The following is a 23763-nucleotide window of genomic DNA, read 5'->3' as shown; positions in this document are numbered from 1 at the left end:
GAGCCACTGACGGCCGATCGAACGGAGTTACCCATGAGGGGCAAGCTGGTTTTTGTGGCAGGAATTGCCACTGGATACGTGCTCGGATCCCGTGCGGGCCGCGAGCGGTACAACCAGATCAAGAAGAACTGGCTGAAGGTCTGGAACACCGACGTGGTTCAGGACAAGGTCGAGGTTGTGCAAGGTTTCGCGAAGGCACGCCTGAGCGAGGTCCCCGGAGCAGTGTTCGCCGGAGTCAAGAAGGTATCCACCGCTGTCGGCGGTGAAGGCACCCCCGGCCAGAAGCTCGATCGCACAATCGCGAAGACCAAGGACGCTGTCGACGATGTCGCTGAGCGGGTCCTCCCGCACGACGAGCCGTCGAACCCGTCAACCGGAACACCCTCGAAGTAGCACCTGGAGCGTCTGACCATGACGGACCGAAATCTCAGCGACAAGAGCCGCGAATCGCTCTTTGAGTTGCTCGCGGACCTCCCCAACCTGATCACTAACCTGATCCAGGCGGAGATCGAGCAGGTCAAGACCAAGGCCAAGCACCTCGGAAGCTATGCGGGTAAGGGCGCCATTTTCATGGTGCTCGCGCTGATCTTCCTGTTCTTCGCCATCGGCACAGCTGTCGCCGTTGCCATTCTGGCGCTCGCGCTGGTTCTTCCGGCATGGCTGAGTGCGCTCATCGTGTTTGTCGTGTTCGTGCTGATCGCCGTGATTCTGGCGTTGATCGGGCTCAAGTACTTCAAGAAGCTCGGCGATGACCCGAACCCGGTCGAGAGCGTCAAGAAAGACATCCGTGCGGTAAAGGGGGAGGGCGAGTATGACCGTTACTAACCCAGGAGCGAACGCAGGATCGCCGGCAGCAGCACGGGCTGAGCTCGTAGCGACTCTCAACGCGATCGAAGACAAGCTCAACGTTCCCCGCAAGTTCAATCGCCTCGTCGTGCAGGGAAAGAAGCAGGTCGCGACGCTTCAGCGCGAGAACCCCACGGCGATCTATGCCGGAATCGCTGCAGTGGCATCCGTGGCGGGCCTTGCCGCATGGGCCATCGTCCGCGGCATCGCGAACCGCTAGCGGATTCGATCACGTATATCCCCTGCTGCGCCGGAATCGGTCGCGGAGGGAAGAGCGTTGAGCCAATGCACAGCGGAACTCACGCTCATTTGGCGCGGAGAGATTAAGGGGTGATGATGTTAGGTATGACTCACCCGGCCTCTGCCGAGGCATCCCTGCCCCACAACATTTCCGAACCCGAAGAGAACCCGACAGGATTTGCGCTCTGGGCGGTTCTGCGTCGACCCCAGGCGCCGATCGCACTCAGCGACCACGCTGTCTTCGAGTTGGACTCCGCTGTGAAGCGGGTCGAGAGCGACGGCGTGACCGTCCGCGGCTTCTATGACGTCTCCGGCCTCAAGGCCGACGCTGACATCATGATCTGGCTGCACGGTGACACGGCCGATGCGCTCCAGCGGGCGCTGCGCGAACTGCGCCGCACCAGCATCCTCCGCGGCCTTCTTCCGACGTGGAACGCGATGGGCGTCCACCGTGAGGCTGAGTTCAACAAGCGCCACGTGCCCGGCTTCCTCCGTGGCATCGAGGCGAAGAGCTGGCTCACGGTCTACCCATTCGTGCGCAGCTTCGAGTGGTACCTGCTGCCGGACGCCGAGCGCAGCAAGATGCTCGCCGACCACGGACGCAAGGGCGCGGCGTTCCGCGGAGCCATCGCAAACACGGTGTCCGCATTTGCCCTCGGCGACTACGAGTGGATTCTTCCGATCGAATCGGACGACCTCACCGAACTCGTCGACCTCATGCGTGACCTTCGTGCCACTGACGCCCGTCGCCACGTCCGCGAGGAAGTTCCGTTCTACACAGGCCGTCGCATCTCGACGGCAGAAATCCCCGAGGTAATCCAGTGACCGATCTCGTTCTCGGCGCAACGCCGGCCGCAGCATCCGGCGAGCCGCACATCACCGAGCCCGTCGCGTATGACGCGATTCTGCTCGCCGGTTTCGGCGGCCCTGAGGGACAGGACGACGTCATCCCGTTCCTGCGCAATGTCACCCGTGGCAGGGGCATCCCTGAGGAACGGCTCGAAGAGGTCGCGCACCACTACCGTCACTTCGGCGGCGTCAGCCCGATCAATGACCAGAACCGACAGCTGAAGGCAGCACTCGAGGCCGAGCTGGCATCCCGTGGCATCGACCTTCCCGTCCTCTGGGGCAACCGCAACTGGGACCCGTACCTGCGCGACGCGCTGGTTGAGGCGAACGACCGCGGCTTTACCAAGCTCATCGCCATCGCGACAAGCGCGTACTCCTCGTACTCGAGCTGCAGGCAGTACCGCGAGGACTTCGCCATCGCGCTCGACGAGACCAGCCTGTTCGGGCACATCGCCATCGACAAGGTGCGCCAGTTCTTCGACCACCCCGGATTTGTTACGCCGTTCATCGACGGAGTGCGCGACGGTCTCGTGCAGATCCAGAACGACAACCCTGGCATCGACCTCGCCACAGAGGTTGAGATCCTCTTCTCCACGCACTCAATTCCTTCGACGGATGCCGCCAGGTCCGGTCCTGCCGAACGCGGCTTCGGCGAGGGCGGCGCCTATGCGGCCCAGCACAACGCGGTCGCCGAGGTGGTTATCGAATCGGTCAAGCGGGAACTCGCCCTCGAGGCCGAACTCGCCTGGCAGCTGGTGTACCAGTCCCGGTCCGGCCCGCCGAGCATGCCGTGGCTCGAGCCCGACATCAACGACACCATCGCTGAACTGCCGGCGAAGGGCATCCGTGCGGTGATCATCGTTCCACTCGGTTTCGTCAGCGACCACATGGAGGTCCTCTGGGACCTCGACAACGAGGCCACGGAATCCGCCCAGGAAGCGGGGCTGTACTCGGTGCGGGTTCCGACCCCTGGCACCCACAAGGCGTACGTCACCGGCCTCGTTGACCTCGTGCTCGAGCGCCGCGACGGCGTGCCGGTTGCCGAGCGGCCGGCGATGACCGACCTTGGCCCCTGGTACGACGTGTGTCGTCCCGGTTGCTGCGAGAATGCGAGGCTCGGTTTCAAGCCGGCGGTTGCGGGCCTCAAGCCGTGACACTTCGCATTGGGACGCGCGGCAGCGCTCTCGCGCTTGCGCAGGCGGGAGACATCGCGCGGGAAATCACCGAGCGCACGGGAGTCGCGACCGAGCTCGTGCCCGTGACGACGCACGGCGACGTGTCGCGGGAGTCTCTCTCGAGCCTCGGCGGCACCGGCGTGTTTGCGTCTGCGCTGCGCGAGTTCCTGCTCGCGGGTAAGTGCGACCTGGTCGTGCACTCGATGAAGGACCTGCCCACCCAGAAGTACGACGGGCTCAGGATCGGTGCCGTACCGCCCCGCGCCGATGCCAGGGACACCCTGTGTGCCCGTGACGGACTTACCCTCGACACCCTGCCGGAGGGTGCACGCGTCGGAACCGGTTCGCCGCGACGGGCCGCGCAGCTCGCCGCCCGCCGTCCAGACCTCGCGATCATCGATATCCGGGGCAACGTCGACACACGACTCGGTTTCGTCGCCTCCGGCGAGCTCGACGCCGTGGTTCTCGCCGCGGCCGGCCTCGGCCGACTTGGCAGGACCGAGAAGGTGACCGAGTACTTCGATCTCGAGTCGTGGCCGACGGCCCCTGCGCAGGGCGCGCTCGCGATCGAGGTTCGCGACGAAGAACACGACGACGACCTTCTCCGGGCGCTCGAGGCCATTCACGACACGTCGGCCCAGGCTGCGGCCGTCGCCGAGCGCAGCATCCTGTTCCGGCTCGAAGCCGGTTGTGCGGCACCGATCGGTGCGCACGCGACGGTGAGCGAGAGCGCCATCACCCTGCTCGGTGCCGTCTATGCACCCGACGGTTCTGGCCAGCTGGTTCTGACCGGTTCGGGAAACCTGGACGCCAGCCACCCGGCGGCTGGCGACGCGGACGATTTCTCCGGTCCCGCCCAATCGAGCATCATAGAGACTGCCGAGTTCGTCGGCAGCACTCTTGCCGACGAGTTGCTGGCAGGGGGAGCAGCTCGACTTGCCCCCCTGACGCAAGACTGAGGACGCGATGAAGCCTGCAGTACAGACACCCAAGCCCCTGAAAGGGTGGCGCATTCTCGTCCCGCGCGGAGGCCCGTGGGGTGACAGTGTTGCAGCCGACCTGCGCGCCCGTGGTGCAACGCCGGTTGTCGCACCGATGATCAATTTTGCCCCGACCGAGGATCCTGAGAACCTCACACGGGCGCTCGCGGCTCTCGCGAACGGCGAATTTGACTGGCTCACCGTGACGAGCGCGACGACAGTTGACGTGATGTACTCGCAGGGCGTGAAGATCCCCGAGCGCACCCGCGTCGCCGCTGTCGGTGAGACAACCGCTGCGGCGCTTCAGGCCGTCGGGTATCGCGTCGACCTCGTTCCGGCCAGGGACAACTCCGCGCGCGGAATGGTCACCGAGCTCATGCAGCTCGAACCGAAACCCAAGCGCTTCCTCACCCTTCGATCGGAGATCGCGAAACCGCTGCTCAGCGAGGGGCTCGCCGCCGCCGGGCACGACGTGCAATCCGTCGTCGCGTACCGCACCATCGGTGAACCGGTCGCCGAGAACGTGATCGCCGACGTCAGGTCCGGCCGCATCAACGCGATCCTCGTCACGAGTGGTTCGGTGGCCGAGCAGGTCGTTCAGCAGTTCGGCGAGCTGCCCGATGCGACGCTCGTCGCCGCGATCGGCCCGCGAACGGCGAAGGATGCCACGAGCTACGGCCTGACCGTCGACATCGTCTCCGGGCACCAGACGGTGTCCGCTCTCCTCGACTCGATTGTCGCCACGGTCGAGGCAGCGCAGCCGCAGGACACCGACTACTAGCAGCGCGTTTCTCTGGCGGGAGCGCGCCTGCACCCGGCGAGGTCCCAGCCTCGAAAGCGTAGGCTGAACTGTGTGAATGCTCCCGTAATCCGCCCCCGCAGACTTCGTTCATCCCCGGCAATGCGCCGCCTCGTCTCCGAGACGCGGGTGCATCCAGCCGAACTGATTCTTCCGCTGTTCGTCCGTGAGGGCGCGACAGCGCCAACGCCCATCGGCTCGATGCCCGGCGTCATGCACCACACTCTCGACTCGCTGAAGCGGGCCGCAACCGAGGCCGCCGAGGCCGGCGTCGGCGGGGTCATGCTCTTCGGAGTTCCGCTCAGGCGCGACGCGACGGGCTCACAGGCATCCGCTCCCGACGGCATCCTCAATGTCGCGACCGAGGCGCTCGTCGCTGAGGTGGGTGACGCGCTTGTCGTGCAGACCGACCTCTGCCTCGACGAATTCACCGACCACGGCCACTGCGGCGTGCTCGACTCCCGCGGTGCGGTCGACAACGACGCGACCCTCGAGCGGTACGTCGACATGGCACTGTCGCAGGCAAACGCCGGTTCGGCCATGCTCGGTCTGTCCGGAATGATGGACGGCCAGGTCGACGCCGTCCGCGCCGCCCTCGACGAGGAAGGTTTCACCGAGACCGCGATCCTCGCCTACTCGGCGAAGTACGCCTCCGCGTTCTACGGACCGTTCCGTGAGGCCGTGGACTCGCAGCTCACCGGTGACCGCCGCAGCTACCAGCTTGACCCAGGCAACCGTCGCGAGGGTATGCGCGAAGCGACCCTCGACATGTCTGAGGGTGCAGACGTCGTGATGGTGAAGCCGGCGATGAGCTACCTCGATGTGCTCGCGGACGTCGCCGCGATGAGCGATATCCCGGTCTGGGCGTACCAGGTCTCCGGTGAATACGCGATGATCGAGGCCGCCGCCGCAAACGGATGGATCGACCGCCGTCGGGCGATCGAGGAATCGCTCGTCAGCATCCGCCGTGCCGGTGCCGACGCCGTTCTCACCTACTGGGCAACCGAGGCTGCAGGGTGGCTCAAGTGAACAACGACGAACTCTTCGCCCGCGCGAAAGCGTCCATTCCCGGCGGCGTGAACTCGCCGGTTCGCGCCTTCGGGTCGGTCGGTGGAACACCGCGGTTCCTGGTGAAGGCGTCAGGCGCATACGTGACGGATGCCGATGGCACCGAATACGTGGACCTCGTCGGTTCGTGGGGTCCCGCCATCCTCGGTCACGCCCAGCCTGACGTCGTGCGTGCGGTGCAGGATGCCGCGGCGCTCGGACTCTCCTTCGGTGCGTCGACTCCGGCCGAGACCGAGCTTGCCGAGCTCGTGAAGTCGCGGGTCGTCGCTGGCGGAATCGCCCCGATCGAGAAGCTCCGCCTCGTGTCGACGGGCACCGAGGCCACCATGACGGCCATCCGGCTCGCCCGCGGGTACACCGGTCGTGACCTGCTCGTGAAGTTCGCCGGCCACTACCACGGTCACTCCGACGGACTGCTTGCCCAGGCAGGGTCCGGCCTCGCAACGCTCGCGCTCCCGGGTTCGGCCGGCGTCACCGAGGCGACGGCGGGGCAGACCCTCGTATTGCCGTACAACGACCTCGACGCGCTCAGGGTCGTGTTCGAGGAGCGCGGCGACCAGATCGCCGCCGTCATCACCGAATCCGCCGCGGCGAACATGGGAGTTCTCGCACCGCTTCCCGGCTTCAACGCCGCCCTCGTTGACCTCGCGCACGAGCACGGCGCCCTCGTCATTCTCGACGAGGTGCTCACCGGGTTCCGCGTGAGCGCCGCCGGCTACTGGGGTCTCTCTGTTGCGGACGGCCCCGCCTACCAGCCCGACCTCTTCACCTTCGGCAAGGTCATCGGTGGGGGCATGCCGCTCGCCGCCCTCGGCGGACGCGCCGAGATTATGGACTACCTCGCGCCGGCTGGCCCGGTCTACCAGGCTGGCACGCTGTCGGGGAACCCTGTCGCTGTCGCCGCGGGAATCGCGACCCTCGAACGAGCGACACCCGACGTGTATGCGCGCCTGGACGCGGCATCCGTCACCCTCTCGAACGCTGTCTCCGATGCGTTCACACGGGAGGGTGTCGCCCACGTTGTGCAGCGCGCCGGCAACCTGTTCAGCTTCGTCTTTGCCGCCGACGCACCGCGCAACTACGTCGATGTTCAGGCGCAGGAGACCTGGCGCTACGCGCCGTTCTTCCACGCCATGCTGGACGGCGGGGTGTCGTTGCCGCCGAGCGTCTTCGAGGCGTGGTTCGTCTCAGCCGTGCACGACGACGCGGTGCTTGGGCGCGTCATCGAGGCACTTCCCGCGGCAGCGCGGGCTGCCGCAGCCGCGAAACCGAACTAACCGGTTACCGCGCCGGCGCGGCAGCATCCGTTCGCCGACCGCTGCACATCCATGCTCGCGCTGCAGAAGTATCTGGAGCGTGAGCATGGATCTGGCGCGCTCGCGGCTCCGCGCCCGCAAAACAACGCCGCTGTTACCTCTTTGTGAGGTTTCACCACCCGAATTCGCCACCCCTACCGGCAGACTGGACACATGGCTCGTCTTCACCTTCACCCTGACCGACTTGAGATCGCACTGTCGACGGCTGAGAAGACGCTCGCGCTACGCAAAGACAACATCGTCATCCCGCGCTCGGCCATTCGCTCGGCGACGCTGACCGACGATCCATGGATCTGGGTCCGTGGCATCCGTGCTCCAGGAGCCGCCATTCCGCTCACTCTTGCCGTCGGGCAGTGGAAGTTCCATGGCGGTAAGGACTTTCTCGTACTCAAGGGCACGAAGCCCTCTGTCGTGATCGACATTGCCGACGAGGAATTCTCACGCGTCATCATCACGACGAAGCACGGGCTCGAGCTCGTGGCCAAGCTCCAGGTCGACGTGAAGCCGGCCAAGAAGCAGCCGAGGGCTCGCAAGACGACGCCGCAGGTGACGCCGAAGCCGAAGCGGGCTGCGAAGCTGGCGACGGATGCTACGGCGCCAGGCAGTGAGGGCGTCTCACCGGCAGAGACGGCAGCGTCCGCTGTCGACGCGTCGGGTGCCGAGGCATCCGTCACTCCCGCAAAGGCCGCTGCAGCCAGGAAGCCGGCCGCATCGGCTCGCAAGACCCCGGCCGCACCCCGGAAAACGACCGGCCGCAGCAAGACCGCGGCGGCAGTGACCCCCGCGAAAGCAGCGGCTGAGGCGACTGAGGCAGCTGAGCTGTCGGGAGCGACCAAACAGCCAGAGTCGTCCGAACCGCCCACCGAAGCGGCCGCAACCAACTAACGCGTGCGGCCCGCGGAGGACAGCCGACCACTCTGGCTGAGCCCGTGAATAAAGCCGTTCGAACCGACTAAGCCCGCACGTTGACGACGGTACGCCCGGACAGCTGGCCGTCGAGGATCGAGGAGGCGGCAGCCTGCGCCTGGGTGAGCGGGATCTCGGTGGTCAGCCCGTCGAGAAGTTCCGTGTCGAGGTCGGTGGCGAGTCGCGACCACGCTTCCTCCCGCAGCGGGAGCGGCGCGTCGACCGAGTTGATGCCGGCGAGCGTTACCCCGCGCAGGATGAACGGCATCACCGTCCCAGGCAGGTCAGTGCCCTGCGCCATGCCGCTCGCCGCCGCGATACCGCCGTAGTTGAGTTGCGCGATCGCGTTGACCAGGGTGGTGCTTCCGACGGGATCGACGATAGCCGCGTACTTCTGCGACTGCAGCGGTTTGCCCGGCTCGCTCAACTCTGCACGGTCGATCACCGTGGCTGCACCAAGGCGGCGGAGGAAGTCGCCCTTACTGTCGACCCGCCCCGTGGAGGCGACGACGTCGAAGCCGAGCCGTGACAGCAGGGTGACGGCGATCGACCCGACTCCTCCGGCCGCCCCGGTGACGAGCACCGGCCCTTCCGATGGAGTCACCCCGTGCCGTTCGACCGCGAGGACCGAGAGCATCGCCGTGAACCCCGCTGTGCCGATCGCTGCGGCCCGTCGGGCCCCGAGAGAACCGGGAACGCGAATCAGCGACGCGCTGTCGACCCTCGCCCGTTCTGCGAGACCGCCGTGGTGAGTCTCGCCGAGTCCGGCACCGGTGAGCAGCACCTCATCGCCCACCGAGAACCGGTCGGTCTCACTCGCGGTCACCGTTCCCACAGCGTCGATCCCGGCAACGAGCGGCCAGGTCCGAACCACTCCCGGCCTGCCAAGCAGCGCGAGGCCGTCCTTGTAGTTGATGCTGGACCACGACACGTCGAGGGTGACATCGCCCGGCATCAGGTCATCGTCGGTGAGATCTGAAACGGATGCTGTCTGCGAAGCGGTGCCGGAGGCATCCGTCTGCTTCTCGACCAGCCAGGCGCGGAACGTCGTTGTCATGCGACCAAGCCTAGAGTGTGCCCGGTTCCGGTGGTTTTGCGATGACCGGTAGAAGATGCCCGTCGTGCAGAATGGGACGATGACCCGATCGGCGACGCTCAACAGGCCCCTCGCCCTTCTCGTCGCCGCGACGTACTTTATGGAAAACCTCGACGGCACAATCATTCAGACCGCCGCTCCGGCCATGGCCATCGATCTCGGTGTTCGCGCCGTCGACATCAACATCGCCATGACGGCGTACCTGCTGACCCTCGCCGTCGGCATTCCGGTGAGCGGCTGGCTGGCCGATCGATTCGGGACGCGACGCATCTTCCTGCTCGCGATCGTCATTTTTACTCTCGCGTCGGTGCTGTGTGCACTGAGCACGACGCTGCCCATGCTCGTCGCCATGCGGGTGCTGCAGGCCGTCGGCGGCGCGATGATGGTGCCGGTCGGACGCCTCGCCGTGCTGCGCAGTATTGAGAAGCGAGACCTGCTGGATGCCATGGCGTACCTCACCTGGCCGGCGCTGCTTGCACCGGTGCTCGCGCCCGTCATCGGTGGGGTTCTGTCCGACACGGTCGGGTGGCACTGGATCTTCCTGATCAATGTTCCGATCGGCATTGTCGCGTTTGTGGCGGCGCTGAAGCTCGTGCCCCTCATCGAACCGACCGCACGGAATCCGCTGGACTGGGCCGGGTTTGCCCTCGTCGGTGTGGCGCTTGCCGCGCTCGTTCTCGGTATGGAGCAGCTCGGGGCGAGCCAGACCGAGTGGCTCTGGGCGGCGGGGCTGCTCGTTCTCTCTGTCGTCGCCGGAATCACTGCCCTCGTGCGGCTTCGGCGGGCGGCGCATCCGCTGCTCGACCTGTCGGCGCTTCGGATCGCGACCTTCCGGGTCGGTAACGTCGGCGGCAACCTCTACCGGCTGCTCATCGGCGCCGCGCCGTTCCTCTTCGTGCTGCTCTTTCAGTCAGGGTTTGGCTGGGGCGCCTCCCAGGCCGGCCTTCTGGTGATGGCCGTCTTCGTGGGCAACGTCGTGATCAAGCCGGCGACGAGTCCGCTCATTCGCCGGTTCGGGTTCCGGACGGTGATCATCGGGAGCAACCTGTGTGGCGCCGTCGTCTTCGGACTGTGCGCGTTTATCCAGCCGTCGACGCCGGTCGTTCTCATTGCCGCGCTGCTCTTTGCGAGCGGGGTGTTCCGGTCGATCGGGTTCAGCGGTTACAACTCGGTGCAGTTCGCCGACGTTCCCGCTGCGCTCACCTCGGGGGCGAACACGCTCGCGTCAACGCTGCAGCAGGTGGCCGTCGGGCTCGGGATCGCGGTCGCAGCACTCGTTGTGCGCGCGACGACCGCCGGCGCTGCACTCGTCGATGCTGGTGCTGTCGGGCTGGGGTATCGGTGGGCGTTTGCCGTGCTGGCCGTGCTGCTGCTCGTTCCGGCCGTCGAGGCGTGGCGGATGTCTGCCTCCGCCGGCGCCGAGGTCGCGGCGCGGCGGTAACGCCCACCGGTGGTCGGATGCCCGGACGCCCGGCCGCTCGGATGACAGTTGGTGTGGGTCTTCGGGCGCCGCACCCACGTCAGGTGTCACTTGGGCCGCGGGGTGCCCGTTGCGCGACCAGCCCCCAGACGCTCGAGTGACAGTTCGTGTGGGTGTTCGGGTGCCGCACCCACGTCAGGTGTCACTTGAGATGCGCGGTGCCGCTGAAGGGGGCGACCGACGCCCGGATGCCCGGATGCTCGGGTGACAGTTGTTGTGGGTGTTCGGGCGCCGCACCCACGTCAGGTGTCACTTGAGCCGCGGAGTGCCCACTGCGGGACCAGCCGGCGGATGCACCAGCGACAGCAGAACGGCGGTTGTGAGGTTTACCGCTCGCGAGCACAATGGGGGCCCATGTCGGATTCGCGGTTGTTCCGGAGCCGGGACTTCCGGTTGCTTCTGATCGGCCAGACGACGAGTCAGCTGGGTTCCCAGGTCAGCGGCGTCGCCATCCCTCTGCTCGCCGTTCTCACGCTCGACGCTTCGCCGATCGAGCTGGGCGTCGTCACCGCGTCGTCGACGCTTGCCTTCGCGCTCATCGGTCTGCCAGCCGGAGCGTGGCTGGATCGGTGGGTCAAACTCCCCGTGCTCGTGGCGAGCGACATCGCGCGGGCGCTCCTGCTCGCGACCATTCCCCTCGCCGCACTTGCCGGCATCCTGACCATCACCCACCTCGTGGTCGTCTCCGTGCTCACGGGATTTGCCCGGGTGTTCTTCGACGTCGGTTACCAGAGCTACCTTCCGGTCGTGCTCGGCAAAGACCGCATTCTCGCCGGGAACTCGTCGATGGAGGCCATCCGGGCGTCCGGGCAGGTGATCGGTCCCGGCCTGGGGGGTGGGCTTGTCGGACTGATCGGCGCGGCGAACGTCGTGCTCACCCAGGCGGTCACATTCGCGATCTCTGCCGTCTGCCTTCTCGCCATCCGCACCCGGGAGATGCCGATTCCGGTTCGAGGTGACCGCCCCAGGCTCGGCGCGCAAATCCGCGAGGGGCTCGTGTTCGTCGCACGCAACCGCATACTCAGGGCGACGGCGCTCGCGAGTGCCGCGGGGAACTTCTCGTTCGCCATCGCATCGGCGGTGACATTTATCTTCGCGTCCCGCACACTGCAGCTCTCGCCGCTTGCCATCGGGGTGATCGTATCGGTGGGCTCGGTCCTGGCAATGATCGGCGCAGCGTTCACGCCGCGGCTCTCCCGCCGGGTGGGGAGCGTCCGTATCATCTGGCTCTCGCTCGTGGTCACCGGTCCGTTCGCGCTGCTGACGCCGCTTTCTCGGCCGGGGTGGTTGGTGTTGTTCGCCGTGGTCGGGATGTCGGTGGGAGAACTGGGACAGATCATCTACGCGGTGACGAACGTCAGCCTGAGGCAGCGGCTCTGTCCGGACGCGATGCTGAGTCGGGTCAACGCGACGATGCGAGTGCTCATCATGGGATTGTTCCCTCTCGGAGCTGTGGTCGGGGGAGTGCTCGGGGAGCTCATTGGACTGCGCGGCACGCTCTTTGTCGCCGGCGGACTGATGGTGCTGTCGCCGATTCCCTTGATGGCTGCGTTTGGCCGCATCAGGGACATCGAACAACTGGAGAGCTGGCACCGCTCAGGCTAGGCGTGGCCCCCGTGGCCCGTGGCCCGTGGCCCGTGGCCGCCGCCCGGAGTCGGTGCTGCGCTGGCCCCTGTCGTACTCGGGCCGTGCTCGCAAGGCCCTTGCTGGGTTGTACGGCTCCGGCATACGGTCGATGTAACGCAACACGAAGGAGATACGCATGACTGACGCAGAATCGCCGAAGAACGCCCTTCCCGACGGCCTGGCCGCGACCCCCGAGGTCGTTGACGCTCAGTTCGTCGAACAGGGATACAGCGAGGACATTGTCTCCTCGCCCGAGATCCGTGCGCAGGACTACGAGGGTGACAACCCGGTCCTCAAGGAGCACTACAACAACTCGGATGCCGATCCTGAGGCTGCCGACGAGATCCTCGATGAGCAGATCGACGGACGCACCGACGGTTAATAAACCCGCCGAGCCGCCCCGATTATTCGGTCAGGTTGCTCACGCCATTCGCCGCCGTGGCATGCCTTTTACAGGGCTGGCCACGGCGGCGTTGTGCGTTACCCGGCGGCTGAACGCGCCGGCCTGATGCGGCCTCCCGAGCACAAACCCCGGCGAACCTACGCGCTGACGCCGCTCGCGGCGGCGTGCTCCTCGCAGAGCGGGGCAGCGGCAGCGTGCTCATCGCACAGCACCATCTGTACGCGGCACGAGGCATCCGCACAGTTCTGCATTCGCTTGCTCGGCGTGCCGCACACGGCACACTCGCCGACGACGACGGCGGAGTCCGTAAAGTCGATCGACAGCCGGTTGTCGAACACGTAGAGCGAGCCCTCCCAGAGCCCTTCATCGCCGAACGTTTCGCCGTAGCGAACGATGCCACCGTCGAGCTGGTAGACCTCGCCGAAGCCACGGCTCTTCATCAGGCCGGAGAGAACTTCACAACGGATGCCGCCGGTGCAGTAGGTCACGACCGGTTTGTCCTTGAGGTGGTCGTATTTGCCGCTCTCCAGCTCGGCGACGAATTCGCGTGTGTTTGATACATCAGGAACGACAGCGTTCTTGAAGTGACCGATCTCCGCTTCGAAGGCGTTGCGCCCGTCGAAGAAGACGACGTCATCGCCCCGCTCGGCGACGAGTTCGTGGAGCTCGGCCGGCTGAAGCTTCGTCCCGCCGCCAACCACTCCGTTCTCATCCACCTCGAGTTCGCCGGGAGCACCGAACGACACGATCTCCTCGCGCACCTTCACGACGAGGCGCGGGAAGTCGACGCTCCCGCCGGTGTCGTCGAGCCCGGTTCCCTCCGACCACTTGATGTCCAGGTTCTTGAACGCCGGGTACTCGCGCGTCTTCCGCAGGTACTTCTTGACCGCGTTGAGGTCGCCGCCGACCGTGCCGTTGAGGCCGTCCTTCGAGATGAGGATGCGGCCACGCAGGTTCAGTGACTCACAGAGGTCGCGCTGCCAGAGGCGGATCGCGTCGGGGTCGGCCAGGGGAGTGAAGACGTAGTAGAGGAGGATCTTCGAAATGGCCATCCGCCGATTTTACCCGCAGTTCGCTGGGGCGCGGCCGTGCGTGGGAGGTCACACTCGAGGATCCGGGTGACCGCCCGATTACCAGGCAAGACTGCGGGATTCAGGATGTTGTCGGCACTGGTCTCATGATCATTGCGCGACGTCCTGAAATGGCGGAGACGGGCCGGGCGACGGTGGCAGGCGAGGCGGCATCCGTCGTACGCTCGACAGTCAGGGTTCAGCCGATCGCAGGAGATTCCATGTCACGCGCAGTTCTTGTCGATGTTGTCCGCACCGCGTCCGGACGCGGGAAGCATGGGGGAGGCCTCAGCGGAATCCACCCGGTCGATTTGCTCGCCCAGACGCTGCAGCGCCTCGTCGAGCGTGTCGACCTCGACCCGGCGCTCATCGACGACGTCATCGCCGGCTGTGTGACCCAGGCCGGTCGGCAGTCAACGAACATCGCCAGGAACGCCGTGCTCGCGGCCGGATTCCCCGAGACGGTCCCGGGCACCACCGTCGACAGGCAATGTGGCTCAAGCCAGCAGGCCGCCCAGTTCGCGGCGCAGGCGGTTATCGCCGGAACAAGCGACATCGTCATCGCGTGCGGTGTCGAGCAGATGAGCCAGCAGCCGATCGGCTACTCGACCCTGGGCGAGGACTACCTCGGCCCCATGGTCGCCCACCGCTACCCGGAGGGCCTGGTGTCGCAGGGCATCGCCGCCGAACTCATCGCCGCCCGCTGGAACATCAGCCGCGCCGAACTCGACGCGTTCGCCGCGCGGTCACACGCCCGCGCGACGGCCGCCCTCGATCGGGGCCTGTTCAGCTCCGAGGTCGTCCCGATCACCCTCGTGGCGCTCGACGGATCCACAACGACCTTCGGCGTCGACGAAACGGTGCGCCGCAGTACGACGGCGGATGCCCTGGCGCAGCTCCCGCCCGCATTCCACACGGATGCCGTTGCCGAACGATTCCCGGAGATCAGCTGGAGCATCACGGCGGGCAACTCGTCGCCACTCACCGACGGAGCATCCGCTGCACTGATCATGAGCGAGGAGAAGGCCGAACAGCTCGGGCTCACTCCCCGCGCGCGCTTCGTTGGGTTCACGGCGGTCGGCAGTGATCCGCTCGAGATGCTCACCGGAATCATCCCAGCGACCCGCCGCATCCTCGACCGCACAGGGATCGCCCTCGATGACATCGACGTTTTCGAGGTCAACGAGGCGTTCGCGTCCGTGCCGATCGCCTGGCAGCGCGAGTTCGACGTCGACGAGTCGAAGCTCAACCCGTGGGGCGGAGCGATCGCACTCGGCCACCCGCTCGGTGCGTCAGGCACCCGGATCCTCGCGACCCTCGTCAACGCGCTGCAGACCGGCGACGGCCGATACGGGCTTCAGGTGATGTGCGAGGGCGGCGGCATGGCGAACGCCACGATCATCGAGCGGCTCTGACCCGCCACCAAGTTGTGGACACGGCACAACAGCCTCGCGCCGCCGCACGACGAGAACCACCCGCCGCGACAAGCCCGCCACCCCGGCGTCGCTCGCACCCCTAGGCTGCAGGCACTCGTTCTCTGGAGGATCAAGCAATGAAGCTCGACGGAATTTCCGCACTCATCACCGGTGGTGCATCAGGTCTCGGCAACGCGACAGCGAACAGGCTCGCGGCGCTCGGCGTTGCCGTCGTCATCGTGGATTTGCCCGGTTCGAACGGTGCGGATGCCGCGTCGCGGCTGGGCGAGAATGCCCGGTTCGTCGCCGCCGACGTGACGAACGAAGACCAGGTGCAGGCGGCCGTTGATGCAGCCACCGCCCTCGCCCCGCTCGGCATCGTCGTGAACTGCGCGGGGGTCGCTACCCCCGGCAAGGTGCTCGGTCGCGACGGGACTCTCCCCCTCGCGACCTTCAACACGGTGATCCAGATCAACCTCGTCGGTACGTTCAACGTCGTTCGGCTCGCCGCTGCTGCGATGTCTCAGAACGCACCGGACGAGAGCGGAGGCCGCGGACTCATCGTGAACACGGCATCCGTCGCTGCCTTCGACGGGCAGATCGGCCAGCCGGCCTACGCCGCGTCGAAGGGGGCTGTGCACGCGATGACGCTGCCGCTTGCCAGGGAACTGGCGAGGTACGGCATCCGTGTGAACACGATCGCGCCAGGAATCATGGAGACGCCGATGCTGATGGGCCTGCCGCAGGAAGCCCAGGACTCGCTCGGCACCCAGGTCCCGTTCCCGTCGCGCCTCGGCCGCCCCGACGAGTACGCCGCGCTCGTTCAGCACCTCGCCGAAAACGACTACCTCAACGGCGAGACCATCCGGCTCGACGGAGCGATCCGGATGGCGCCGAAGTAGGCGCACCCCGCCGGACCCCGCCGAGAACACTACTTCCGGTCGAGAACATCCCGCGCAACTGATGTTCTGGACCGCAACGGATGATCTCGCCCAGACACACCTCTCCCAGGCACACCTCGCCCCAGACACCGACAGACCTCACAACGAAAGTGATCGCATGACAGACAGCATCCTTCTCACCGTCGACGACGGGCTCGCCCACGTCACGCTCAACCGTCCGGCCCGGCTCAACGCCGTCAACGAGGACGCTGCGCGCGCCTGGCGCGACATCGCCCAGCAGGTCGCTGACCGCGACGACATCGGCGCCGTGCTCCTCGACGCCGCAGGACCCGCGTTCTGCGCCGGCGGCGACGTTGCGGAGATGAGCGCTCTCGGTGGCGACACCGGCTCAACCATCGGCGGTATCGCCGACATCATCCACGAGGGGCACCGGATCTTCACCGCCACCCCGAAGCCGATGGTCGCGGCAGTTCACGGCGCCGTCGCCGGTGGGGGCCTCGGTTTCATGCTCGTCGCCGACTACATTGTCGCCGCGGAGTCCTCGAAGTTCGTCTCGAAATACGCCGATATCGGCCTCACCCCAGACTGCGGCGTCTCCACCCTCCTGCCAGAGGCAATCGGCGTGCGGCGGGCGCTACAGCTCGCCCTCAGCAGCAAACTGCTGACCGCGGCCGAAGCCCTCGACTGGGGACTCGTCGCCGAAGTGGTTGCCGACGGCGAGACGGATGCCCGTGCGCGCGAAGTCGCAAACGTCTGGCTTTCGGGCGCTACCGCGGCGTTCGGGCAGGCAAAGCGCCTTCTCCGCGACGGTGCCTTCCGCGACTTCCAGTCGAACCTCGACGACGAGTCGCGCACCATCAACGCTGCGGCAGCCACCGACGAGGCCCGTGCGCGGATCGCGGCGTTCGCTGCCCGCTCGGCCCGCCGATAGCATCCGCTCGCCCGCTCACGTCGGCCCGCCTGCTCGTGTCACGCCCGGCGAAGGCATCACTTCCGGTCGAGAGCATCCCGCGCAACTGATGCTCTCGACTGGAACTGATGCTCTCGACCGGAACTGATGCACTCGGCGCGACAGGCCGCCCGACCCCGCCACCCAGCCAAACGGCCAAACGGCATCCACCACGTCTCCCCTCAGAACGAAAGTGACCCCATGACCGCACCACTCGCCGGAAAGACCCTCCTCATGTCGGGCGGAAGCCGCGGCATTGGCCTCGCCATTGCCCTCCGTGCTGCTCGCGACGGCGCCAACATCACGCTGCTCGCCAAGACCGACACTCCAGACCCGCGCCTCGAGGGCACCATCCACACTGCGGCGGATGCCATCCGCGAGGCCGGTGGGCAGGCGCTCGCCGTCGTCGGCGACGTGCGCGACGATGCCTCGATCGCCGATGCTGTCGCGCAAACGGTCGATACCTTCGGTGGCATCGACATCGTCGTCAACAACGCGAGCGTGATCAGCCTGGCCCGCACGCTCGAGCTCGAGCCCAAGCGCTTCGACCTCATGCAGGACGTCAACATGCGCGGCACCTTCATGCTCTCCCGCGCGGCGATCCCGCACCTCAAAGAGGCGCCGAACGCCCACATCCTGTCGCTCAGCCCGCCGATCAACCTCGACCCGAAGTGGCTCGGCGCGCACACCGGATACACCCTCGCGAAGTACGGCATGTCGATGGCGACCCTCGGTTTCGCAGCCGAATTCGCCCGCGACGGCATCGCCGCCAACACGCTCTGGCCGCGCACGACGATCAAGACGGCCGCGGTCGGCAACATCCTCGGTGGTGAGGCGCTCCTAGCGAAGAGCCGCACCCCGGAGATCTACGCGGATGCCGCGTACGAGGTGCTGACGAAGCCGTCGCGCGAGTACACCGGCCAGTCCCTGATCGTGGAGGACGTGCTGATCGCCGCTGGGGTCACCGACTTCTCGCAGTACTCACCGGGTGTCGACGAGAAAGACCTGTTCCCCGACATCTTCCTGTAGGGCGCGGCTGAACCCGGGCGAGAACATCACTTCCGGTCGAGAACATCGCGCGCAACCGATGTACTCGACCGGAACTGATGCGTTCGGGCACCACCGACCCCGCACCGGGTGCACTCGGGCCCGAGCGCCATACCCTTGATCGACGGAAGGAGCCAGCAGTGGACGACCTCGACACGCGCGTGACCAACGGCATCGGCCGCATCACCCTCAACCGGCCTCAGGTGCTCAACGCCCTGACCCACGAGATGATTCGCGGTATCGCCGACGCGCTCGAACGCTGGCGGTCCGATCCCGAGGTCGCGATGGTGCTCATCGATGGCGCTGGCGACCGCGGCCTCTGCGCCGGCGGCGACATCCGCGGCCTTCGCCAGCACGCCCTCGACGGCCGCAACGACCTCTCCCGCCGGTTCTGGCGCGACGAGTACGAGCTCTGCGCCACGATCGACGAGTATCCCAAGCCATACATCGCCCTCATGACCGGCATCACCATGGGCGGGGGCGTCGGCGTCTCCGCGCACGGCAGCATCCGGATTGTCACCGAAACCAGCCGCGTGGCCATGCCCGAAACGCGCATCGGCTTCAGCCCGGACGTCGGCGGCACCTGGCTGCTCGTGCACGCCCCGGGTGAACTCGGCACCTACCTCGGCCTCAACGGCCAGACGATGAGCGGTGCGGATGCTGTCGCTTGCGGGTTCGCGGACTATTACGTGCCATCCGACCGGCTGCCCCGGCTCATAGAGGCCCTCGGTGGCCAGGCGGGCTCCGGCTCGCCCTCCGACGTGGCTCTCCGCTTCTCGGAGGAACCGCCGACGTCGACGCTTGAGGCCGAGCGCGAGTGGATCGACCGGTGTTATTCGGCGGACTCGGTTGCCGAGATCCTCGACCGGTTGCGCGCCGAACCCGGGCCGGAAGCCGCTGACGCGGCCGGTGAACTGGACGCGCTGTCGCCGATGGCACTCACCGTCGCGCTCGCCGCTCTCCGCCGGGCTCGTGAACTCGGCTCCCTTCGGGAGGCTCTCGCGCAGGAATACCGCACCTCGGCGTGGCTCGCTGAGCAGCCGGACCTCGCGGAGGGCATCCGGGCACAGGTGGTCGACAAGGATCGCTCACCGAAGTGGCTGCCATCCAGGCTGGCCGCTGTTCCGCCATCCCTTGCGGCTACGGCGCTCGGGCACCGTCCCCCTCGGCATTGAGCCATTTCCTCATCGGTATACCGAAGGGCGTAAAACAACCGCCAACCGCGCGAAATCTCCGCCTTCTGTATACCCGCAGCGCGGCATCCGCGTATACTGGGCCTGTGCGAGCGAGCGATAAGGCCTACGACGTCCTCAAGGAGGACATCCTGTCGTGGAAGCTCCGCCCTGGCACTGTCCTCGGTGAGACCGAGCAATCCGAGCGATTGGGCATCTCCAGGACTCCGCTGCGCGAGGCGATCACCCGGCTCGCCGCCGAGGGGCTCGTCGACACCCAGCGTGGCCGCGCCGGCGTCGTCACCGATGTCTCAGCAGCCAACCTCGCCGAACTCTTCGAGCTTCGTGAGGCGCTCGAAACCCAGGCAGCCCGACTCGCTGCCCGCCGCCGCAGCGCGACGGTCTTTGAAGCACTTCGCGTCGATTTCGAGAAAGCGCGCGCCACAGTCGCCGAGGACACGGCGGGCTACTACGCCGTCGTGGCGCGGCTCGACGCCGCCATCGACGACGCCATGGCGAACCGGTTTCTCCTCTCATCGCTCAGGGGCCTTCGCGGTCACCTCGCCCGCGCCCGCCGGCTCGCGCAGGACAACCCCGACAGGCTCACCGAGAGCATCGGCGAACACCTGCTCATCGTGCAGGCCATCCTCGACCGCGACGAAATCCTTGCCGCGCAGGCCACAGCCGTGCACCTGCGCAAGAGCCTCACCAACCTGCTTGACACCGCCGCGCTGAATGCCGGCGCCCCCGAGTCTTCGATGAAAGGAACACTATGAAGACCCACCACCTGCGCGTCCACACGAGCGAAGAGAACCTCTCCCGCGAGGGCCAGCTCGCCTGGGCTCTCGCCGAGGTTGCCGCCGACCCGGTCGACGTCACCGAAGAGGTCACCGACATGATCATCAACCGGATGATCGACAACGCCGCTGTCGCCGCGGCGTCGCTCACCCGCGGCCCCGTCGTCGCCGCCAGGTCGCAGGCGCTCGCGCACCCCGTCACCACGGGAGGAAACGGGTCGACGGTGTTCGGTCCGGATGCCGCGCGTCGCGTCAGCCCGGAATGGGCGGCGTGGGCAAACGGCGTCGCCGTGCGCGAACTCGACTACCACGACACGTTCCTCGCTGCCGAGTACTCGCACCCCGGTGACAACATCCCACCGCTCGTCGCCGTCGCCCAGCACGTCGGCGCGACCGGCCACGACCTCGTCCGAGGAATCGCGACCGGCTACGAGATCCAGATCGATCTCGTCAAGGCGATCAGCCTGCACGCCCACAAGATCGACCACGTCGCTCACCTCGGCCCATCGGCAGCCGCCGGCATCGGCACGATGCTCGGACTCGACGTCGAAACCATCTTCCAGGCCATCGGCCAGGCGCTGCACACCACGACGGCAACCCGCCAGTCCCGCAAGGGCCAGATCTCCACCTGGAAAGCGCACGCTCCGGCGTTCGCGGGCAAAATGGCCGTCGAAGCCGTTGACCGTGCGATGCGCGGCCAGACCTCGCCCGAACCCATCTACGAGGGCGAAGACGGTGTCGTCGCGTGGATGCTCGACGGACCGAACGCGTCATACGACGTGCCACTCCCCGAGGCCGGCGAGGCCAAGCGCGCCATCCTCGACAGCTACACGAAGGAGCACTCCGCCGAGTACCAGGCGCAGGCCTGGATCGACCTCGCGCGGAAACTGCACAACGAGCACCCAGAACTGCTCGTTCCCGGCGCCATCGACCGCGTCGTCCTCCATACCTCGCACCACACGCACTACGTCATCGGCTCGGGCGCGAACGACCCGCAGAAGTACGACCCGACAGCGTCGCGCGAAACCCTCGACCACTCCATCCCGTACATCTTCACCGTCGCGCTTCAGGACGGCCGCTGGCACCACGTCGACTCCTACTCGCCCGAGCGGGCAGCTCGAGAAGACACCGTCGAGCTGTGGAACCGGGTGAGCACGGAGGAAGACGCCGAGTGGACGCGCCGCTACCACTCCATCGACCCCGCTGAGAAGGCCTTCGGCGGGCGCGTCGAGATCACCCTCACCGATGGAACCACGATCGTCGACGAGATCGCCGTCGCCGATGCGCACCCGCTCGGCGCCCGGCCGTTCGTGCGCGAGGACTACATCGCCAAGTTCCGCATGCTGGCGGAGCCTGTGCTCGAGCCCGAAGAGATCGAGCGCTTCCTCACCACAGTTCAGCGCCTGCCTGAACTCACCGCTGACGAGCTCGGCGGGCTGACCATCCAGGCGGCATCCGGTGTTCTCGCCGGAGTTGAATCACCGAAGGGACTGTTCTAAATGCTGTACGCCAAGACCACACCGGAGGAAAAGCGCCGGATCTTCCGTGACCGCCTCGCCACCGGTGAACTGCTCCGTTTCCCCGGGGCGTTCAACCCGCTCTCCGCGCGGCTGATCGAGCAGAAGGGCTTCGACGGCGTCTACATCTCCGGCGCTGTCCTGAGCGCTGACCTCGGCCTGCCCGACATCGGCCTGACCACCCTCACCGAGGTGGCCGGCCGTGCGAAGCAGATCGCCCGGATGACCGAACTGCCCGCACTCGTCGACGCCGACACCGGCTTCGGCGAGCCGATGAACGTCGCCCGCACCATCCAGGAACTCGAGGATGCCGGCCTGGCCGGCATGCACATCGAGGACCAGGTCAACCCGAAGCGCTGCGGTCACCTCGACGGCAAGCAGGTCGTCGATGAGTCGACAGCGCTCAAGCGCATCAGGTCGGCAGCCGATGCGCGTCGCGACGACAACTTCCTCATCATGGCGCGCACCGACATCCGTGCCGTTGATGGACTGGATGCCGCGATCGACCGGGCAAAGAAACTCGTCGACGCCGGCGCGGACGCCATCTTCCCCGAGGCCATGCGTGACCTCAGTGAGTTCGAGGCGGTCCGCAAGGCCGTCGATGTGCCGATCCTCGCCAACATGACCGAGTTCGGCAAGAGCGAGCTCTTCACGAGCGCGCAGCTCGCCGATGTTGGAATCAACATCGTGATCTGGCCCGTGTCGCTCCTCCGCACCGCGATGGGTGCAGCGGGCCGCGCGCTCGACACGCTCAACGACGAGGGCAGCCTCAGCTCGAAGCTCGGCGAGATGCAGCACCGCGCCGATCTCTACGAACTCGTCGACTACGAGGGCTATAACCAGTTCGACACCTCGGTGTTCAACTTCACCGTTGAACGGTAGGGTTCCTCGGACCAGCGGTGCGGCATCCCCGACCGCTGGTCCGCCCAGACTTTCGCACCACCCCACGCAAAGGAGCACGGCATGACAGACACCGACATCAAGAAGGGCCTCGCCGGAGTCGTTGTCGACTACACGGCTGTGTCCAAGGTCAACCCCGAGACCAACTCGCTGCTGTACCGCGGCTACCCGGTGCAGGAACTCGCCGCGAACTGCAGCTTCGAGCAGGTTGCCTACTTGCTCTGGCACGGTGAGCTGCCGACGGATGCCGAACTCAAGAAATTCGAGGATGTCGAGCGTGGGCAGCGTGCTCTCGACGACAGTGTGAAGGCCGTCGTCGACCTGCTGCCGATGACAGCGCACCCGATGGACGTACTGCGGACCGCGGTTTCGGCCATCGGTGCCACCGACCCGGATGCCGACGTCGCCACCGAGGAATCCAGCCTCAACAAGGCGGCCCGGCTGTACGCGCAGGTCCCGGCGATCGTGGCCTACGACCAGCGTCGCCGCCGCGGTGAAGACCTCATCCCGCCGCGCGACGACCTCGGCTACTCGGCGAACTTCCTCTACATGACGTTCGGTGAGGTGCCGGCGGATGCCGTTGTCGACGCGTTCAACGTGTCGATGATCCTCTACGCCGAGCACTCGTTCAACGCCTCGACGTTCACCGCACGCGTGATCACCTCGACCCTGGGTGACCTGTACTCCGCTGTGGTCGGCGGCATCGGCGCACTCAAGGGTGCGCTGCACGGCGGCGCAAACGAAGCGGTGATGCACACCTTCGACGAGATCGGCACTGCAGATCAGGCCGAGGCGTGGCTCGAGGAGGCGCTCGCCTCCAAGCGCAAGATCATGGGCTTTGGCCACCGCGTGTACAAGAACGGTGACTCACGGGTGCCGACGATGAAGGCGGCGCTCGACACGCTCGCCGAGTACTACGACCGCCACGACATGGTCGAGTTGTACGACGCGCTCAACGACGCGATGACGAGCCGCAAGAACATCAAGCCGAACCTCGACTATCCGTCCGGGCCCGCCTACCACCTGATGGGCTTCGACACCCTGACCTTCACTCCGCTGTTTGTGGCGGCGAGGGTTGTCGGCTGGACGGCGCACATCATGGAGCAGGCGGCGTCGAACGCGTTGATCCGGCCGCTGTCGGAGTACAACGGCCCCGACGAGCGCCACCTGTAGGCGTCCACGCGAGTTGCTGGAATTGCACGGGTTGAGT

At 66.6% G+C, this 23763-nt stretch carries 24 protein-coding genes; 22 read left to right on the top strand and 2 right to left on the bottom strand.

Annotation, left to right across the window (positions count from 1 at the left end; genetic code table 11):
* Nucleotides 1–33 precede the first annotated feature (33 nt).
* From AC1C2M_RS11825 to AC1C2M_RS11780, 10 genes are all read left to right on the top strand, one after another.
* Nucleotides 34–393 (top strand): hypothetical protein, encoded by a 360-nt coding sequence (locus AC1C2M_RS11825; protein WP_108389864.1) that lies wholly within the window; start codon nt 34–36, stop codon nt 391–393.
* An 18-nt stretch (nt 394–411) separates the two neighbouring features.
* On the top strand, nt 412–825 hold the full coding sequence (locus tag AC1C2M_RS11820; RefSeq protein ID WP_108389865.1) for a phage holin family protein: 414 nt from the start codon (nt 412–414) through the stop codon (nt 823–825).
* Nucleotides 812–1066 (top strand): hypothetical protein, encoded by a 255-nt coding sequence (locus AC1C2M_RS11815; RefSeq protein WP_495436634.1) that lies wholly within the window; start codon nt 812–814, stop codon nt 1064–1066. Before AC1C2M_RS11820 ends, AC1C2M_RS11815 begins: the two co-directional genes overlap by 14 nt.
* 125 nt (nt 1067–1191) lie before the next feature.
* Entirely contained in the window at nt 1192–1911 is a 720-nt protein-coding gene (gene hemQ / locus AC1C2M_RS11810) for a hydrogen peroxide-dependent heme synthase (RefSeq protein ID WP_495436632.1), read from the top strand.
* The gene (locus AC1C2M_RS11805) at nt 1908–3089 is read left to right on the top strand and encodes a ferrochelatase (protein WP_495436631.1); all 1182 of its coding nucleotides are present in this window, start codon (nt 1908–1910) and stop codon (nt 3087–3089) included. Before hemQ ends, AC1C2M_RS11805 begins: the two co-directional genes overlap by 4 nt.
* Nucleotides 3086–4069 carry a hydroxymethylbilane synthase gene (gene hemC / locus AC1C2M_RS11800; protein WP_495436629.1) on the top strand — a complete coding sequence of 328 codons (984 nt, stop codon included), beginning with the start codon at nt 3086–3088 and terminating at the stop codon, nt 4067–4069. Before AC1C2M_RS11805 ends, hemC begins: the two co-directional genes overlap by 4 nt.
* 7 nt (nt 4070–4076) lie before the next feature.
* A complete protein-coding gene (locus AC1C2M_RS11795; RefSeq protein ID WP_483406639.1) occupies nt 4077–4871 on the top strand; it encodes a uroporphyrinogen-III synthase in 795 nt (264 codons plus the stop codon).
* A 120-nt stretch (nt 4872–4991) separates the two neighbouring features.
* On the top strand, nt 4992–5918 hold the full coding sequence (hemB, locus tag AC1C2M_RS11790; RefSeq protein ID WP_483406721.1) for a porphobilinogen synthase: 927 nt from the start codon (nt 4992–4994) through the stop codon (nt 5916–5918).
* Nucleotides 5915–7234, top strand: coding sequence for a glutamate-1-semialdehyde 2,1-aminomutase (gene hemL / locus AC1C2M_RS11785; protein WP_495436627.1), 1320 nt, complete (start codon nt 5915–5917; stop codon nt 7232–7234). Before hemB ends, hemL begins: the two co-directional genes overlap by 4 nt.
* Before the next feature lie 192 nt (nt 7235–7426).
* Entirely contained in the window at nt 7427–8158 is a 732-nt protein-coding gene (locus tag AC1C2M_RS11780; RefSeq protein WP_495436625.1) for a hypothetical protein, read from the top strand.
* A 67-nt stretch (nt 8159–8225) separates the two neighbouring features.
* Here AC1C2M_RS11780 and AC1C2M_RS11775 read toward each other — a convergent pair whose 3' ends face one another.
* Nucleotides 8226–9236, bottom strand: a complete 1011-nt coding sequence (locus AC1C2M_RS11775; protein WP_495436624.1) for an MDR family oxidoreductase — start codon at nt 9234–9236, stop codon at nt 8226–8228.
* A gap of 79 nt (nt 9237–9315) precedes the next feature.
* Here AC1C2M_RS11775 and AC1C2M_RS11770 point away from each other — a divergent pair, with 79 nt between their 5' ends.
* The 3 genes from AC1C2M_RS11770 (at nt 9316) to AC1C2M_RS11760 (ending at nt 12763) form a co-directional block, all read left to right on the top strand.
* Nucleotides 9316–10716, top strand: a complete 1401-nt coding sequence (locus tag AC1C2M_RS11770) for an MFS transporter (protein ID WP_495436622.1) — start codon at nt 9316–9318, stop codon at nt 10714–10716.
* A 393-nt stretch (nt 10717–11109) separates the two neighbouring features.
* The gene (locus tag AC1C2M_RS11765) at nt 11110–12360 is read left to right on the top strand and encodes an MFS transporter (RefSeq protein ID WP_495436620.1); all 1251 of its coding nucleotides are present in this window, start codon (nt 11110–11112) and stop codon (nt 12358–12360) included.
* 157 nt (nt 12361–12517) lie between these two features.
* Nucleotides 12518–12763: a hypothetical protein gene (locus AC1C2M_RS11760; protein WP_108389876.1), complete on the top strand. Its 246-nt coding sequence runs from the start codon at nt 12518–12520 to the stop codon at nt 12761–12763.
* 158 nt (nt 12764–12921) lie between these two features.
* Here AC1C2M_RS11760 and trhO read toward each other — a convergent pair whose 3' ends face one another.
* A complete protein-coding gene (trhO, locus tag AC1C2M_RS11755; RefSeq protein ID WP_495436619.1) occupies nt 12922–13836 on the bottom strand; it encodes an oxygen-dependent tRNA uridine(34) hydroxylase TrhO in 915 nt (304 codons plus the stop codon).
* 239 nt (nt 13837–14075) lie between these two features.
* Here trhO and AC1C2M_RS11750 point away from each other — a divergent pair, with 239 nt between their 5' ends.
* The 9 genes from AC1C2M_RS11750 (at nt 14076) to AC1C2M_RS11710 (ending at nt 23726) form a co-directional block, all read left to right on the top strand.
* Nucleotides 14076–15269 carry a thiolase family protein gene (locus AC1C2M_RS11750; RefSeq protein ID WP_495436617.1) on the top strand — a complete coding sequence of 398 codons (1194 nt, stop codon included), beginning with the start codon at nt 14076–14078 and terminating at the stop codon, nt 15267–15269.
* Nucleotides 15270–15406: 137 nt separating this feature from the next.
* Complete coding sequence (locus tag AC1C2M_RS11745) at nt 15407–16171, top strand: SDR family NAD(P)-dependent oxidoreductase (RefSeq protein ID WP_495436615.1); 765 nt, start codon at nt 15407–15409, stop codon at nt 16169–16171.
* 157 nt (nt 16172–16328) lie between these two features.
* Nucleotides 16329–17102, top strand: coding sequence for an enoyl-CoA hydratase/isomerase family protein (locus AC1C2M_RS11740; protein WP_495436613.1), 774 nt, complete (start codon nt 16329–16331; stop codon nt 17100–17102).
* A 219-nt stretch (nt 17103–17321) separates the two neighbouring features.
* The gene (locus AC1C2M_RS11735) at nt 17322–18149 is read left to right on the top strand and encodes an SDR family oxidoreductase (RefSeq protein WP_495436611.1); all 828 of its coding nucleotides are present in this window, start codon (nt 17322–17324) and stop codon (nt 18147–18149) included.
* Nucleotides 18150–18307: 158 nt separating this feature from the next.
* The gene (locus tag AC1C2M_RS11730; protein WP_495436610.1) at nt 18308–19342 is read left to right on the top strand and encodes an enoyl-CoA hydratase/isomerase family protein; all 1035 of its coding nucleotides are present in this window, start codon (nt 18308–18310) and stop codon (nt 19340–19342) included.
* Between the two features lie 104 nt (nt 19343–19446).
* The gene (locus AC1C2M_RS11725) at nt 19447–20115 is read left to right on the top strand and encodes a GntR family transcriptional regulator (protein WP_495436609.1); all 669 of its coding nucleotides are present in this window, start codon (nt 19447–19449) and stop codon (nt 20113–20115) included.
* Nucleotides 20112–21635, top strand: a complete 1524-nt coding sequence (locus AC1C2M_RS11720; protein WP_495436608.1) for an MmgE/PrpD family protein — start codon at nt 20112–20114, stop codon at nt 21633–21635. Before AC1C2M_RS11725 ends, AC1C2M_RS11720 begins: the two co-directional genes overlap by 4 nt.
* Nucleotides 21636–22535: a methylisocitrate lyase gene (prpB, locus tag AC1C2M_RS11715; protein WP_495436606.1), complete on the top strand. Its 900-nt coding sequence runs from the start codon at nt 21636–21638 to the stop codon at nt 22533–22535.
* Nucleotides 22536–22616: 81 nt separating this feature from the next.
* Nucleotides 22617–23726, top strand: coding sequence for a bifunctional 2-methylcitrate synthase/citrate synthase (locus tag AC1C2M_RS11710; RefSeq protein WP_483406659.1), 1110 nt, complete (start codon nt 22617–22619; stop codon nt 23724–23726).
* Nucleotides 23727–23763 lie beyond the last annotated feature (37 nt).

This window comes from Mycetocola sp. Y444 (assembly GCF_059445295.1).
This window is presented reverse-complemented; position numbering and strand designations above follow the sequence as displayed.

Excerpts from the sequence above, each read along its gene's own strand:
- AC1C2M_RS11825 (WP_108389864.1), top strand. The coding sequence starts at position 34 with ATGAGGGGCAAGCTGGTTTTTGTGGCAGGAATTGCCACTGGATACGTG.
- AC1C2M_RS11820 (WP_108389865.1), top strand. The coding sequence starts at position 412 with ATGACGGACCGAAATCTCAGCGACAAGAGCCGCGAATCGCTCTTTGAG.
- AC1C2M_RS11815 (WP_495436634.1), top strand. The coding sequence starts at position 812 with ATGACCGTTACTAACCCAGGAGCGAACGCAGGATCGCCGGCAGCAGCA.
- hemQ (WP_495436632.1), top strand. The coding sequence starts at position 1,192 with ATGACTCACCCGGCCTCTGCCGAGGCATCCCTGCCCCACAACATTTCC.
- AC1C2M_RS11795 (WP_483406639.1), top strand. The coding sequence starts at position 4,077 with ATGAAGCCTGCAGTACAGACACCCAAGCCCCTGAAAGGGTGGCGCATT.
- hemB (WP_483406721.1), top strand. The coding sequence starts at position 4,992 with ATGCGCCGCCTCGTCTCCGAGACGCGGGTGCATCCAGCCGAACTGATT.
- AC1C2M_RS11780 (WP_495436625.1), top strand. The coding sequence starts at position 7,427 with ATGGCTCGTCTTCACCTTCACCCTGACCGACTTGAGATCGCACTGTCG.
- AC1C2M_RS11775 (WP_495436624.1), bottom strand. The coding sequence starts at position 9,236 with ATGACAACGACGTTCCGCGCCTGGCTGGTCGAGAAGCAGACGGATGCC.
- AC1C2M_RS11770 (WP_495436622.1), top strand. The coding sequence starts at position 9,316 with ATGACCCGATCGGCGACGCTCAACAGGCCCCTCGCCCTTCTCGTCGCC.
- AC1C2M_RS11765 (WP_495436620.1), top strand. The coding sequence starts at position 11,110 with ATGTCGGATTCGCGGTTGTTCCGGAGCCGGGACTTCCGGTTGCTTCTG.
- AC1C2M_RS11760 (WP_108389876.1), top strand. The coding sequence starts at position 12,518 with ATGACTGACGCAGAATCGCCGAAGAACGCCCTTCCCGACGGCCTGGCC.
- trhO (WP_495436619.1), bottom strand. The coding sequence starts at position 13,836 with ATGGCCATTTCGAAGATCCTCCTCTACTACGTCTTCACTCCCCTGGCC.
- AC1C2M_RS11750 (WP_495436617.1), top strand. The coding sequence starts at position 14,076 with ATGTCACGCGCAGTTCTTGTCGATGTTGTCCGCACCGCGTCCGGACGC.
- AC1C2M_RS11745 (WP_495436615.1), top strand. The coding sequence starts at position 15,407 with ATGAAGCTCGACGGAATTTCCGCACTCATCACCGGTGGTGCATCAGGT.
- AC1C2M_RS11740 (WP_495436613.1), top strand. The coding sequence starts at position 16,329 with ATGACAGACAGCATCCTTCTCACCGTCGACGACGGGCTCGCCCACGTC.
- AC1C2M_RS11735 (WP_495436611.1), top strand. The coding sequence starts at position 17,322 with ATGACCGCACCACTCGCCGGAAAGACCCTCCTCATGTCGGGCGGAAGC.
- AC1C2M_RS11720 (WP_495436608.1), top strand. The coding sequence starts at position 20,112 with ATGAAGACCCACCACCTGCGCGTCCACACGAGCGAAGAGAACCTCTCC.
- prpB (WP_495436606.1), top strand. The coding sequence starts at position 21,636 with ATGCTGTACGCCAAGACCACACCGGAGGAAAAGCGCCGGATCTTCCGT.
- AC1C2M_RS11710 (WP_483406659.1), top strand. The coding sequence starts at position 22,617 with ATGACAGACACCGACATCAAGAAGGGCCTCGCCGGAGTCGTTGTCGAC.